17 protein-coding genes are annotated in these 13,298 nt (G+C 61.9%); 12 read left to right on the top strand and 5 right to left on the bottom strand.

Annotation, left to right across the window (positions count from 1 at the left end; genetic code table 11):
* Positions 1–119 precede the first annotated feature (119 nt).
* Together NKI52_RS19785 and NKI52_RS19790 are read right to left on the bottom strand one after the other, a co-directional pair.
* The gene (locus NKI52_RS19785; protein ID WP_352569711.1) at positions 120–1,997 is read right to left on the bottom strand and encodes an ABC-F family ATP-binding cassette domain-containing protein; all 1,878 of its coding nucleotides are present in this window, start codon (positions 1,995–1,997) and stop codon (positions 120–122) included.
* A gap of 448 nt (positions 1,998–2,445) precedes the next feature.
* The gene (locus NKI52_RS19790) at positions 2,446–2,625 is read right to left on the bottom strand and encodes a hypothetical protein (protein WP_023677659.1); all 180 of its coding nucleotides are present in this window, start codon (positions 2,623–2,625) and stop codon (positions 2,446–2,448) included.
* 132 nt (positions 2,626–2,757) lie between these two features.
* On the opposite strand from NKI52_RS19790, the gene NKI52_RS19795 reads away from it, so the two are divergent.
* The 3 genes from NKI52_RS19795 (at position 2,758) to NKI52_RS19805 (ending at position 5,574) form a co-directional block, all read left to right on the top strand.
* Positions 2,758–2,931, top strand: a complete 174-nt coding sequence (locus NKI52_RS19795; protein ID WP_023677660.1) for a hypothetical protein — start codon at positions 2,758–2,760, stop codon at positions 2,929–2,931.
* A gap of 94 nt (positions 2,932–3,025) precedes the next feature.
* On the top strand, positions 3,026–5,107 hold the full coding sequence (locus NKI52_RS19800) for an ATP-dependent helicase (RefSeq protein WP_352569709.1): 2,082 nt from the start codon (positions 3,026–3,028) through the stop codon (positions 5,105–5,107).
* Between the two features lie 164 nt (positions 5,108–5,271).
* Positions 5,272–5,574, top strand: a complete 303-nt coding sequence (locus NKI52_RS19805) for a DUF982 domain-containing protein (protein ID WP_352699177.1) — start codon at positions 5,272–5,274, stop codon at positions 5,572–5,574.
* 60 nt (positions 5,575–5,634) lie between these two features.
* Here the strand turns inward: NKI52_RS19805 and NKI52_RS19810 are convergent, their stop codons facing one another.
* Together NKI52_RS19810 and NKI52_RS19815 are read right to left on the bottom strand one after the other, a co-directional pair.
* Positions 5,635–5,934: a hypothetical protein gene (locus NKI52_RS19810; protein WP_156937369.1), complete on the bottom strand. Its 300-nt coding sequence runs from the start codon at positions 5,932–5,934 to the stop codon at positions 5,635–5,637.
* Between the two features lie 14 nt (positions 5,935–5,948).
* The gene (locus NKI52_RS19815) at positions 5,949–6,461 is read right to left on the bottom strand and encodes a DinB family protein (RefSeq protein WP_352622371.1); all 513 of its coding nucleotides are present in this window, start codon (positions 6,459–6,461) and stop codon (positions 5,949–5,951) included.
* A gap of 77 nt (positions 6,462–6,538) precedes the next feature.
* Between NKI52_RS19815 and NKI52_RS19820 the strand changes: the two genes are divergently transcribed.
* From NKI52_RS19820 to NKI52_RS19860, 9 genes are all read left to right on the top strand, one after another.
* Entirely contained in the window at positions 6,539–7,249 is a 711-nt protein-coding gene (locus NKI52_RS19820) for a glutathione S-transferase family protein (RefSeq protein WP_352622373.1), read from the top strand.
* 313 nt (positions 7,250–7,562) lie between these two features.
* Positions 7,563–8,198, top strand: coding sequence for a 5,6-dimethylbenzimidazole synthase (gene bluB / locus NKI52_RS19825; protein WP_352622375.1), 636 nt, complete (start codon positions 7,563–7,565; stop codon positions 8,196–8,198).
* Positions 8,199–8,353: 155 nt separating this feature from the next.
* Positions 8,354–8,650 (top strand): DUF1905 domain-containing protein, encoded by a 297-nt coding sequence (locus tag NKI52_RS19830; RefSeq protein ID WP_023677668.1) that lies wholly within the window; start codon positions 8,354–8,356, stop codon positions 8,648–8,650.
* Between the two features lie 178 nt (positions 8,651–8,828).
* Positions 8,829–8,963: a hypothetical protein gene (locus NKI52_RS19835; RefSeq protein ID WP_352594402.1), complete on the top strand. Its 135-nt coding sequence runs from the start codon at positions 8,829–8,831 to the stop codon at positions 8,961–8,963.
* A gap of 123 nt (positions 8,964–9,086) precedes the next feature.
* Positions 9,087–9,851, top strand: coding sequence for a hypothetical protein (locus NKI52_RS19840; protein ID WP_352699179.1), 765 nt, complete (start codon positions 9,087–9,089; stop codon positions 9,849–9,851).
* A 114-nt stretch (positions 9,852–9,965) separates the two neighbouring features.
* Positions 9,966–10,877 (top strand): hypothetical protein, encoded by a 912-nt coding sequence (locus NKI52_RS19845; RefSeq protein ID WP_352622378.1) that lies wholly within the window; start codon positions 9,966–9,968, stop codon positions 10,875–10,877.
* Entirely contained in the window at positions 10,874–11,308 is a 435-nt protein-coding gene (locus NKI52_RS19850; protein WP_352594399.1) for a hypothetical protein, read from the top strand. The genes NKI52_RS19845 and NKI52_RS19850 overlap by 4 nt, the downstream gene beginning before the upstream one ends.
* A gap of 315 nt (positions 11,309–11,623) precedes the next feature.
* Positions 11,624–12,046, top strand: a complete 423-nt coding sequence (ndk, locus tag NKI52_RS19855; RefSeq protein WP_023677669.1) for a nucleoside-diphosphate kinase — start codon at positions 11,624–11,626, stop codon at positions 12,044–12,046.
* Positions 12,047–12,315: 269 nt separating this feature from the next.
* On the top strand, positions 12,316–12,924 hold the full coding sequence (locus NKI52_RS19860; RefSeq protein WP_352699181.1) for a class I SAM-dependent methyltransferase: 609 nt from the start codon (positions 12,316–12,318) through the stop codon (positions 12,922–12,924).
* A 76-nt stretch (positions 12,925–13,000) separates the two neighbouring features.
* Here the strand turns inward: NKI52_RS19860 and NKI52_RS19865 are convergent, their stop codons facing one another.
* Positions 13,001–13,270, bottom strand: coding sequence for a hypothetical protein (locus NKI52_RS19865; RefSeq protein ID WP_254820285.1), 270 nt, complete (start codon positions 13,268–13,270; stop codon positions 13,001–13,003).
* Between the last annotated feature and the right edge of the window lie 28 nt (positions 13,271–13,298).

Below are 13,298 nucleotides of genomic sequence, written 5' to 3' on the forward strand. Positions count from 1 at the left end.
GCGAACCATTTGGGTATCCGGGAACGTACCCGGCCACATGACCGCGACACGCTTGAGCAACGCGTCGTAGGCGCGGCATTTCGGGCATCTCCCCCGCGAGGGGGGAGATTGCGCTCTTCCTACTCCGCCGTGCCTTCCTCGTACTCCGCCGACATGGACAGCCATTTTTCCTCATGGCCGGCCAGCTGTTGCGCAAGTTGTGAGCGCTCCTTGGCCAGCCTTGTCGCGGTCGAGGGGTCCTTCTCGTAGACGGCCGGGTTGGCGAGTTCGTCCTCGATCAGGTCGATGCGCTTGCGGAGGCGGTCCATCAGCGCTTCGGTGGCGCGGATTTCCTTGGCCAGCGGCTCGAAGGCGGCGCGGCGCGCGGCCGCATCGCGGCGGCGGTCGGCCTTCGACGCTTTGTCCGCCTCGCGCTTGCCGCGGCGGTCGCCGGAGACGCCGGTAACCAGCGTCTTGTAATCCTCGAGATCGCCGTCATACGGATTAACCGCGCTGTCCTTGACCAGCCACAACCGGTCGGCGGTCGCTTCGAGCAGATGGCGGTCGTGCGAGATCAGGATGACCGCGCCGGGAAAATCGTTCAGCGCATGGATCAGCGATTCACGGCTGTCGATATCAAGATGGTTGGTCGGCTCGTCGAGGATGAACAGGTTCGGCCCCTCGAAGGCCGACAGTCCCATCAGCAGCCGCGCCTTCTCGCCGCCGGACAGGTCCTTGGCTGCGGTGTTCATCTTTTCGGTGGTCAGGCCGAACTGGGCGACGCGACCGCGCACCTTCGATTCCGGCGCTTCCGGCATCAGCCGGCGGACATGCTCATAGGCGTTTTCGTCCGGCCTGAGGTCGTCGAGCTGGTGCTGGGCGAAGATTGCTACCTTGAGCCCGGGCGCCACCGTCATGCTGCCGGTCTCCGGCTTCAGCCGGCTGGCCAAAAGCTTGGCGAAAGTCGACTTGCCGTTGCCGTTGGCGCCGAGCAGCGCGATGCGGTCGTCGGCATCGATGCGCAGCGTCATCTTCTTCAGGATCGGCTCGCCCTCGGTGTAGCCGACGTTGACGTTGTTCAGCGCAATGATCGGCGAGGCCACCGACTTCACCGACTCCGGAAAGGAGAACGGCCGCACCGTGTCGTTCACGATCGCGGCGATCGGCTTCATCTTCTCCAGCGCCTTGATGCGCGACTGCGCCTGCCTCGCCTTCGACGCCTTGGCGCGGAAGCGCTCGACGAAGGATTCCATGTGCTTGCGCGCTGCTTCCTGCTTGACGCGGCCCTTCTCCTGCAATTCGCGCTGCTCGGTGTATTGGCGCTCGAACTGGTCGTAGCCGCCGCGCCAGAAGGTCAGCTTCTTCTGGTCGAGATGGACGATCGAGTTGACGGCGCGGTTGAGCAGGTCGCGATCGTGCGAAATCAGCAGCACGGTGTGCGGGTATTTCGACACGTAGTTTTCCAGCCACAGCGTGCCTTCGAGATCGAGATAATTGGTCGGCTCGTCGAGCAGCAGCAGATCGGGCTCGGCAAACAACACGGCGGCCAGCGCGACGCGCATGCGCCAGCCACCGGAGAAGGACGAGGCCGGGCGCCGCTGCGCGGCATCGTCGAAGCCGAGGCCGGCGAGAATGGTGGCCGCGCGTGACTCGGCCGAGTGCGCATCGATATCGGCCAGCCGCATGTGGATGTCGGCGATGCGGTGCGGATCGGTCGCCGTCTTTTCCTCTTCGAGCAGCGCACTCCGTTCAAGATCGGCCTTGAGCACGATCTCGATCAGCGGCTCCTCGGTGCCCGGCGCTTCCTGCGCCACCTGACCGATGCGCGTGTTCTTGGGCAGGCTGATCGAGCCGGTTTCGGAGGCGAGATCGCCGGTGATCGCCTTGAACAAGGTCGTCTTGCCGGTGCCGTTGCGGCCGACAAGGCCAGCCTTGCTGCCGGCCGGCAAGGTCAGTGAGGCATGGTCGAGAAGCAGGCGTCCGGCCATGCGGAGCGAAAGGTCGTTGATGATCAGCATGGCCGGGCTTTTGCACGGGACAACCATGCTTCGCAAGGGCTTGAGCCCCGGTTCGCCGCATAAGGCGCGAAAACCGGCAAGCAAGTCAGCCCGCCGCGCCGCGACTTCCCGCAAAACGCAAAAAGAACCCGCTATCCTGAGGGGGGACAAGGAGAGCGGGCTCTTTCGTGAACGGCGGCCTTGGGAGCGTCCGATCGACATCCAAACACGCAGGAGCCCGGTTTGTTCCTTGGGAAGAACGAACTATGTGATGAACAAATGCTGCTGTGGCCGGCAGGTTTGTCCACAGGGGCGTGCCGTCTGTACGCTATCGACCATGACGCTGCGGAAAGACTCGGCTATCCTTGGATGTGCGGCGGGCCTGATCTCCGCCTGGCCGGCGCCATCAGCTTCCTCCCAAGCGGCGCCGGCCACCTTCCTTGACCGGCGCCGACGCCATTTGAGGCGGTCATTGTTTCGGCGGCGTGCCGGGCTGATCGCCGCCGGTCGTCGACTTCGGCACCGGATTCTTGTCGACCTGCGGGTTCTGATCGACCGTGTCGCCAGGGGCCTTGGTCGGCTGGATATTGTTGTCGCAACCCGCAACAGTCAGAGCTGCCATAAGCAGCAGGATTGAGCGCTTTTTCATCGCAGTCTCCTCTCGCCCGACAACGAGGCGTCGGCGATTTGGTTGCGCGGCCGGTGTCGTTCCTGCATTCGCCAAGGGGCCTGGGAACAAAATGCCGCGTCTCCGGTTGCTCCACAATCAATGGAGGAAGGCATGATCCGTCTGCTCATCGCCGGGGCAATCGTCTATGTTGCCTATCGCGTCGCCAAGAAAGTGATCGACGAGGTGCCCGACGATTTTGATCCGCTGCTGTTGCCACCGCCGCAGGACGATCGCGAGGCGCTGCGGCGGCAATCGGCAAGGATGGGCGTCGAGCCCGAGCGTTAGTCGACAGGCCTGCCCGCAAGGCTTCTTCGCTCACGGGCCCTATTCCGGCTCCGCAAACCGTTGCGAACAAAGCAGAAACGATGCTTGATGGGCGATGAACCTCGCCGCCCGTGATTCGTCCTTCCAGCCGGCCTATCTGGCGAAGCTCAACGCCGAGCAGCGGCTTGCCGTCGAACATGGCGACGGCAAGATCGCCGGACCGTTGCTGGTCATTGCCGGCGCCGGCTCCGGCAAGACCAACACGCTGGCGCACCGGGTCGCGCATCTGATCGTCAGGGGTGCCGACCCGCGCCGCATCCTTTTGATGACATTTTCGCGCCGTGCCGCAGCGGAAATGGCCAAGCGGGTCGAGCGCATCGCCGGCGAGGTGCTGGGGCGCGATGCCTCAGTGATCACCGATGCGCTGAGCTGGGCCGGCACGTTCCACGGCATCGGCGCCAGGCTGCTGCGCGATTATGCGCTGGAGATCGGTCTCGATCCGGCCTTCACCATCCACGATCGCGAGGATTCCGCCGACCTGATGAACCTCGCCCGCCACGAGCTTGGGTTTTCGAAGACCGAAGCCCGCTTCCCGACCAAGGGCACCTGCCTTGCGATCTATTCGCGCGCCGTCAACGCACAGGCGCCGCTCGGCGAGGTGCTGGGTTCGGTGTTCCCGTGGTGCGCCGGCTGGGCCGAACAGCTGAAGCAATTGTTCGCCCGATATGTCGAGGCCAAGCAGGGGCAGAACGTGCTCGATTACGACGACCTGCTGCTCTACTGGGCGCAGATGGCCGGCGAGCCGGAAATCGCCGCGCATCTGGGTGCACGTTTCGACCATGTGCTGGTCGACGAGTACCAGGACACCAACCGGCTGCAGGCATCGATCCTGACGGCGCTCAAGCCCGACGGATCGGGGCTGACGGTGGTCGGCGACGACGCGCAGTCGATCTATTCGTTCCGCGCCGCGGAAGTGCGCAATATCCTGGATTTTCCCAAGCAGTTCGCGCAGCCGGCGGAGGTCGTCATGCTGGAGCGCAACTACCGCTCGACCGAGACCATCCTGGCGGCCGCCAATGCGGTGATCGGCGAAGCTTCGGAACGTTTCACCAAAAATCTCTGGACCGAGCGCAAATCAGCGGAAAAGCCGAAGCTGGTGAGCGTGCGCGACGAGACCGAGCAGGCGAGCTATGTCTGCCAGGCGATACTCACCGAACGCGAGGCCGGCACCGTTCTCAAAGCGCAGGCCGTGCTGTTTCGCGCTTCGCACCATAGCGGCCCGCTGGAGATCGAACTGACACGCCGCAACATCCCCTTCGTCAAGTTCGGCGGGCTGAAATTCCTCGATGCCGCCCACGTCAAGGACGTACTGGCCGTGCTGCGCTTTGCCGAAAACCCGCGCGACCGCGTCGCCGGATTTCGCGTGCTGCAACTTCTGCCCGGCATCGGCCCCTCGGCCGCCAATGCGATCGTCGAGACCATGGCGACGTCGCTCGACGAGACGATGGGGCTTGCCCGCTACCGGCCGCCGCAGCGGGCCGCCGACGACTGGCCGGGCTTTGTCGCGCTCTATTGCGGCCTGCGCGCCGGCGCAAAAAAATGGCCGGCCGACATCGAGCAGGTCAGGCTCTGGTACGAGCCGCATCTGGAACGCATCCACGAGGATGCGACGACGCGCCGGGCCGACCTCCTGCAGCTCGAGCAGATCGCTTCCGGCTATGGCTCGCGCGAGCGCTTCCTCACCGAGCTGACGCTCGATCCGCCGGACGCGACCAGCGACGAAGCCGGCCCGCCGCACCGCGACGAGGATTATCTGATCCTGTCGACGATCCATTCGGCCAAGGGCCAGGAGTGGAAGAACGTCTTCGTGCTCAACACCGTCGACGGCTGCATCCCGATCGATCTCGGCGTCGGCAGCAAGGAGGACGTCGACGAGGAGCGGCGGCTGCTCTACGTGGCGATGACGCGGGCCAAGGACAGCCTGCACCTGGTCATGCCGCATCGCTTTTTCGTCCACGGCCAGGCGGCGCGCGGCGACCGCCATGTCTATGCCTCGCGCACGCGCTTCATCCCGCGCTCTATCCTCGGCGCCTTCGAGCAGGTGGCATGGGCCAGCGTCCAGGCCAGAGACGATCCGCGCCGCCAGCCGCAGGTGCGTGTCGACCTCGGCGCCCGCATGCGCGGCATGTGGAAATAGGCACCCGCCTCGACGTCGGCGCTGCTCGCCCGGCGACCGCTCCCGGAGCCGGCGAAAAAACAATCCCGGCAACATGGAACCTCGCGCCGTGATCCGCGTTTCTGCCCGACCCCCAGACCGGAGAACGGCGTCCGCCGTGACCTCCGCCCATTCGAGAGGCCAGAATGCACGACAGGACGTTTTCCACCCCGGTCGCCCTAACTGTTGGCGCCGGCTACAAGCGTACGATCGCTTCGTTCTCCGAGATGCACGAATTCCTGACCGAGTTCCCGCCTTCGCGCCGCCGGCTGAGCTATGGCGCCGCGGTAAAGGCCTGCGAGGCGGCACGTGCCGGCGATATCTCGGCCGAAGCGGCACGCGACGCCCTGATCACCTTCGCCGTGACGGCAGGTATCCTCTGGCCGGCCGCCCAGCCGGCAGTCTCGGTCAAGCCGGTCGCCCGGGGCCCCGGCGGCTACGCCGCCTGACAAGACTCTTCGTCATCATGGCCGGCCGGATTCCGGTCACCAGTGCTGGCCCGGCGGATCCTAAATCAGCTGCCTTCTGATACTCATCCGGGTCACCGCAGTCACAAGAATGGCGCCGATCATGAAATAGATGGTCGCGACGATGTCGCCCTGGTGGAAATAATAACCGGAGTTGAGAAGCGCCAGGACCACGGCGAAGAACGCCACGAGGCGCAAGGGTTCATTGGGCATGCGTGCCAATTCTCGCTGTTGCTGCTGAATGCTGCTGAAGCGGCCGCCCTCACGACCGTGCGCTCCATAAAATGTTTTGGCGCGTTTTGCAATCTCGGCAGATCGTCCTCTATCCACCGTCCGCTTCACCAGCCGCCCCAGGTTCAGGCGAAAGCCCTGCCCTCCTCGCTGCGCTGGAACATCGTCAGGTCCAGTCCGAGGCTTGGCTTGCCCAGAATGGTCAGGATCGCATGCGCCTGGCCGCGGTGGTGGGTCTGGTGGTTGAAGAAGTGGTCGAGCGCCGGCGCCAGCCGCTGCGAGACGGTGCGCATATCCGAGACGGTCATGTAGGAGAAGCGGCCCGACAGCGCCTTGTCGCTCAGGCCGTCGACCCAGTCGATGATCCGTTTGTCCTCGGCCTCGCGCGCCAGCCGCAAGCCTGACAAGGCGCGGTGCAGGATCGTGTCGAGCCTTGCCGGCGCGTCGCCCTCGCCGGTGAAGCGTTTCATCCAGATACGGTCGGCTGCCAGGAGGTGGTTGAGCGTTCCCATCATCGAACCGAAGAAGACGCCGATATTGCGGTCGAACTCTTCCTCATCGAGATCGGCGGCGGCATCGTAGATGCGGCCGTTAGCCCATTGATTGTAGGCCGCAAACATCCTGAAATGCTGTTTCATTCTTCTCTCGACCTGCGAGACCCTGTTTCGCGCGGGTCTGTTTCGGCCATAGTTAGACTGCAAGGACGCTGCCGCCAATGACCATTCTGCTCTATGACCTTGTCGGACGCGACGCCGCCCGCCCATTCAGCCCACATTGCTGGAAGGCGGCGATGGCGCTGGCCCACAAAGGGCTCGACATCGCCAGCGAGCCGACCCGTTTCCTCGAAGTGCCGAAGGTGGAAGGCGGCGTCTCGAAGCTCGTTCCGGTGATCCGCGACGGCGAGACGGTGGTCGCCGATTCCTTCGCTATCGCGCTCTATCTCGAGGAGGCCTATCCTGAGCGCCCGACATTGTTTTCCGGCGACGGCGGCAAGGCGACGGCGCGCTTCATCGAACGCTGGTCGCAGCTGACCATCCATCCCTACGTCACCACCGCTGCGATACTGGACCTGCACGCCATGCAGGACGAGGCGAACGCCGCCTATTTCCGGCAGAACCGCGAGCAGCGCTTCGGCAAGCCCCTGGAGGCGGTTTACGCCACCCGCGACGCCGGGCTCGCCGGCTTCCGCGCCTCGCTGGAGCCGCTCCGCTCGATGCTTGGCTATCAGCCCTTCATCGGCGGCCCGTCGCCGCTGTTTGCCGACTACATCGTTTTCGGCGCGCTGCAATGGGCGCGCATCGCCACGCCCTACCGGCTGCTCGACGACGGCGATGTCGTGGCGCAATGGTTCGAACGATGCCTCGATCTGCATGGCGGCCTCGGCCGCACGGTTGCGGCCGCAGCGATCTCCCGCCTTGAGAGTTGAAATCGGCAGTTTTCATCGGCGGCGGCACATTTTGTTCTTGCTTTGTGCCGGCAGCTATGCTACTAATCTCGATATGGTGATGATTCGCACCGACGCCCGCCCGGCCTGCCGAGGCGGGTTTTGTTTTGCCGATCGAGGTCCAACGGCGTTACCGGCAGGGACGTCGTCCGGCCTTAGCTGCAAGTTGCCAGCCGGCGAAATGCGACAATGCGGGTAGACGAAGTGTCGCTTGAAGCGCCTCATCAGCGCCTGGATCGAAGCAAACAAGACGAACATCCGGCGAACCGGGCAATCACAACAAAGGCAGCGCGCCATGATCGCAAACCCAGATTTCCCGGCCGATTTTCGCGCTGCGCTCGCCAACCTCTTCCTGTGGCGGCGCGACGTCAGGCGATTCAAGCCGACGCCGCTCCCCGATGGAGCGCTGGAGCGGCTGCTCGAGCTTGCCAGCGCCGCACCGTCCGTCGGGCTGAGCCAGCCCTGGCGCTTCGTCGTCGCCGAGAGCGAAGCATGCCGCGCCGCCGTCAGGGCCTGCTTCGAGCGCTGCAACGCGGAGGCACTCCAAAGCTTTTGCGGTGAACGCGCCGCCCTGTATTCGCGCCTGAAGCTTGCCGGCCTGAATGAGGCGCCCTGCCAGCTTGCGGTTTTCGCCGACCGCGCAACCGAGCAAGGGCATGGGCTCGGCCGCCTGACCATGCCAGCCACCATAGACTATTCCGCTGTCATGGCGGTCCACACGATGTGGCTGGCGGCGCGCGCCGAAGGAATAGGCATGGGCTGGGTCTCGATCCTCGATCCGGCCGAGGTGGCGACGATCATGGACGTGCCGGCGGAGTGGACGCTGATCGGCTATTTCTGCGTCGGCTATCCCTCGGAGGAACACAGCGTGCCGGAACTGGAACGGGAAGGCTGGGAGGTCCGGCGCGCTTCGATCGTGATAAGGCGGTAGTGCAACGGCGGCGCTGCCATCCTCTTTGCGGGGAAGAATGACTCCTCCCTGCAGGGCTGTGGACGTCAGGGATGGTTTCGCCGATCGTCATCATTGCCAGCAAGACACCATGGCAATGCCAGTCGTGACGGCCTTGATCTGAGGAAGGGCATTGAATGTTTCGCTGCGACGTGCAGGCCGAGATCTGGGTCTATCCGGGCAAGGGCGGCTGGCATTTCGTGACGCTGCCGCCGGAGCCTGGAGCATGGATCAAGACGGCGATGACGGGGCTGGCACGGCCCTGGGGCTCGCTCGGCGTGGAAGCCGTCATCGGCCAGACCAGATGGCGGACATCGCTGTTTCCCGACAAGAAATCCGGCAGCCTGCTCTTGCCGATCAAGACCGCGGTGCGGGTCCGCGAAGGCCTCGGGGCTGGCGACACGGCCAACCTGACGATCGAGATGCAGTTATGACGACGTTGGGTCAGGCTGACGACGACGCGCTATAGGGCGGCCAGTCGGTCGGATCCAAAGTGAGTACCGGTTTTTGGAAAATCCGATGCTCAACAAAAAGATGAGCGGCGGCATGGCCCGATGACGCTGCGGCTGTGGCTAGAAGCGATCGGCCTGGCACTTATCGTTGTGCGCATCGATGACGGCCGCAAGCCTCGGCCACGATGACCGGCAACTGTCGCTGGATCTCGTCGGCGGTCGAGTGAACAACGTTCTCATCAGCAAGGACTTCAAGCGCTATCGCTCTCCCTCATTGGCCGATGTCGTTGCCTGATTTGTACGTTTCTCAACTAGAGTACTACACGAAACACGAGTTTCGACATCGATGATGTCAAGGTGCTATACGTAGTAGGAGGCGGGGCAAGGGCCAGCAAAGAGCTGACCGTGGTGGGGCTAAATGGAAGTGGTTGACCGCGATGAGGGTAAAGCTTTCAGCTGGGTTCGGATCGGGTTTTTCTTCACGGCCATCTATTTCGGGGCTGTAGGGTGGGTGATCCTCAGATCAGGTCCAGAAAGCCTCGTTCAAATCAAATCCGGCTTGCAGCTGAATGAATTCGCGAACGCGATGGCCGGGATGTTCGCGCCTCTCGCATTCCTTTGGCTATTTATTGCCACCATGGTCCAATCCCAAGAGTTGGCCCTTCAGCGAAGGGAACTGAAGCTAACGAGGCGGGAGTTTGAGCTAAACCGTGACGTCGCTAAGGGCCAGGCTGAGGAGGCGCAGAAAACGGCCAAGTTCATCGGCGAGCAGACCAAGATCATGGCCACAGGCGAATACGACAAACTTATTGACGCTCAGATCGAGGGCTTTGAGCGAATGTATCCAGCGGTCGGATCGCGTGCTCTGATATTTCGTGGCAAAGAAGCCGATTCAAGCATGTTCATAAAGCTCTCAACGAATTCATACACTTTTCCGGCTATCAGTGAGAGGGTATGGTCGGCCTCGAATGAATACAGGACAGCTAAGCAGAAGTTCCCTGATCGAAAACTGTACTGTCAGACACCGGATGGCTTCAAAGTACTGAAACAGATGTTGGACCGGATGAGTGAGGCTAGAGAGGGAGCTTCCCCGCGGCATCTAGAGATCCTTAGGCTTGCAGCATTTGACGTTTTGGTACATTCGCTCGACTTCATTATGAGCGAATGTGAGAGAGGTGAATAGTCGGACATTTGGTTTTCTGAATCGGTCAAGAATGCTCGTCATGCCGTCGTTCTATGCCAGACACGGGCGACGTCAAACGATCCCTTGAATATCTTCCGCACTTCGAGTTGACTGATGGAGTTCGCTGGCGAACTCAGTATTTTGGGGGGATTAATGCAAATCATCCAACATACAACCTTAGCTCTACTACTGGGGTCGCTTGTCTTATTTGCGTCGCCGTCTAATGCAGCAGACTGCCCTACAGGCGAAACCCGACAAGAGCACCATGTCGGCAACTTCAATTTTGTCACCAACTCGTGGGTCGAGGAAAGCGGCAAGCTGCGCCGATACGTGTCCTGTGTTGGGAATTTTGATCGCGATTCCGACCTACTTGTCACTTGGCATGTCGCCGGCCCAACGGGCACATATGTACCCTCAGATGATGTGGCAACCGAACGGCGGATGAGCAACGATCTCAATCCTAGGCCGGTCAACGGCTGCATCAAATATGGCAATCTCGGTGACTACGCGGGGGCCCAGTTCATAGGCTCGGCCGCTGACGAAGACGAAAACGCCAAAGACAACCCGTGTACTGTAGCAAACACCTTGGGCGGTCCTGAGTTGGCCAAGCCCGGCATACCGGAGGACGGCTACAGTGACCAGGTGCGGGTGTTTTTTCCAAGCAATCCGGACAAGCCCCGCGAGACTATGCTTGAAATCAATGGGGTGATCGGAATCTCCCCGATCGATGGTGCGTTCGAAAGTTTCTTCACGTACAGCGCGCAAAAATACAAAGACAGACCCGACGGAAACCCTGACGCTATCCGAGTGCGGCCAATATTTGTGACAGCACCAGAATCGTATTATAAAGCTTTTTTCGACTATAATAAGGAAATTACACCGCTCGGATCTAAAGGCAATATTGTATTTACGGTTTTCAATTCTAATACGAATTTGGTTCCTGCTACAGCTTTCTATGAGTTTATCTCCTCTGATAACCGCGTTGTTGGTTCCATTCCTATGCCGATGTTCGGGCCTGAGCAGTGAAAAAGGCTTTTGAATTCATATTCAGTATAACGCCCAGCATCGCGCTGACGTTTGCAGAACCATGGGTTAACCTATTCAAAGGCACCGCTATCCTGCGCCCGGACGTACCGCACGCGCTCGTCAATACGGCACTCGCTCTCTCCGTGTTCCTTTCGATTGTGGTCGTTCTTATCGGAAAATCGTGGGATGGCTCCTACAAGCTGCGGACAACTAAAAACCTGCTGGTGATGACACTCGTGCTCGCCCTCGTTTGCTACGGATCGCGCTTGTTCCTTTCCTGGCCGCGCAGCAGGGTCGTTCAGAGCATGATTACCTCAATGTGGGACCTTTGCGGCTGGGTCTTCGTTGTGGTGGCTATAATGACAGTCACCTTCGCTGCCTTGTACGCGTTTTCCATCCCTGCGGAATCACGTTCTGTTCGCTCTGGCTAACATAAGCCGGCCTGAGCGTGACTGCCGCACAGGCCATACGGTAGCGCCGCATGGTCGCCTCGGCGATCGGCGTCTTCGTCGTCCGATTCTCGCCGGTTTCGAAATCGGCAATGCGGGGAACTGACACGCCGGTCAGCTCGGGTACCTCCGACCGGCCCATATGCGCCACGTTCTCGCGCCACCAGCGTGCACGAACGTGTTCGGGGCTATCGGGGGAGGAGGAACCATCGCGCCGGCCTCCCCTTGGCAAGGCGGCGGGCGGCTTGTATAGAGCCCGCCACCCTCATTTCCACTCTCCATCACAAGGACGATCTCATGGCGCTCGAACGCACCTTTTCCATGATCAAGCCGGACGCGACCCGTCGCAATCTCACCGGCGCTATCACCAAGATACTGGAAGATGCCGGCCTGCGCGTCGTCGCTTCGCGCCGGGTGTGGATGAGCCGCCGCGAGGCGGAAGGTTTCTATGCCGTCCACAAGGAGCGTCCGTTCTTCGGCGAGCTGGTCGAGTCCATGTCGTCGGGCCCGACAGTCGTGCAGGTGCTGGAAGGCGAGAACGCCATTGCCAAGAACCGCGAAGTGATGGGCGCCACCAATCCGGCAAGCGCAGCCGAAGGCACCATCCGCAAGCTGCACGCGCTGTCGATCGGCGAGAATTCCGTGCATGGTTCCGATGCGCCGGAAACCGCCGCGCAGGAGATCAAATACTGGTTCTCGGACACCGAGATCGTCGGCTGAGCCGGCATCCCGAACCCCATAAAAGAGGCCGGCGCAACGCCGGCCTTTTTTGCTAAAGCGCGTCGCGTTCGACCGGCCTCCTGCGACGCGCTTTAGGTTTCTTGTCTTGATGCATGTCGTTATCGCATCGTTATCGCAAAACCGCTGCACACTTTTGCGCGACATGCAGTGGCGGACATTTTCAGCTTCAGGCTCCTCGACGGGTTACGGGTGCGTTAAGCTCGGAGGGGCGGATCAAACGCGGTCCCGACAATGGAGCCGACCAGGCCATGACCAGCACCATTCCCGGTTTCTTCCAAGGCACCGAAATGCCGACCGGCGGCTGGTGGGAAGCGTTGTGGCCCGACCCTGCCGGGGTGTTGACGGCGGTGGGAATGAAGCCCGGCATGGACGTGGTCGATCTCTGCTGCGGCGACGGCTGGTTCACGTTGCCAATCGCCAGGGTCGCCCGTCATGTGATCGCCATCGACATTGATGCCGATCTGCTCGAAGTCGCCAGGCGGCGGCTGGCCGAAGGAGGCGCGGGCAATTGCGAGTTTTTGGCGGGCGACGCCTATGAACTTGCCAGGCTGGTGCCTCAAGCCGTCGACTTCGTCTTTATCGCCAACGCTTTCCACGGCGTTCCGGATCGGCCGCGGCTTGCCCGCGCCGTGCGTGCGACGCTTGGCCCTGCCGGTCGTTTTGCCATCGTCAACTGGCACCAGTATCCGCGCGAGCAGACCACGGTCCTGGGCGAGCCGCGCGGGCCAAAGACCGAGCTGAGGCTGTCACCCGAACAGACCACCGCGTCGGTGGAAGCGAGCGGGTTCAAGCTCGCCGAGCTGGTTGATGTGCCGCCCTATCACTATGGCGCGGTATTCAAACTCGCGACGAATTGACGAAATATCGCATGAGATGCGGCGTCGTCGCCCGATACATGTCGCCCGCCGCCCCCTAGCGGCGGGTTCTGCCAGTCTATTTCGCCTGGCGTTCCTTCACGTTCGCATGTTCGTTCGCCGCTTCCGTGTCGGTGGACGGGGTCTTGGTCTCTTCACCTGAAAACGGGCTGCCCTGCCCCGGTGCGAGATCGCCGCTATGGCCGGCCTTGTTGGTCTGGAACGGTTGGCTGTCCGCTTTGAGACCGTGGTCAAGAGCATTGACGAGATGGTCGTCCGCCTTGGCAAGGCCGGTAAAGGCAAGGAGCGATGCACCGGTGGCGGCAAGGATAAGCGTGTGCGTTTTCATGTCTGGACTCCTTTGAGTTAAGGCCAGA

This window comes from Mesorhizobium sp. M0590, assembly GCF_040320905.1.
GTDB lineage: Bacteria > Pseudomonadota > Alphaproteobacteria > Rhizobiales > Rhizobiaceae > Mesorhizobium.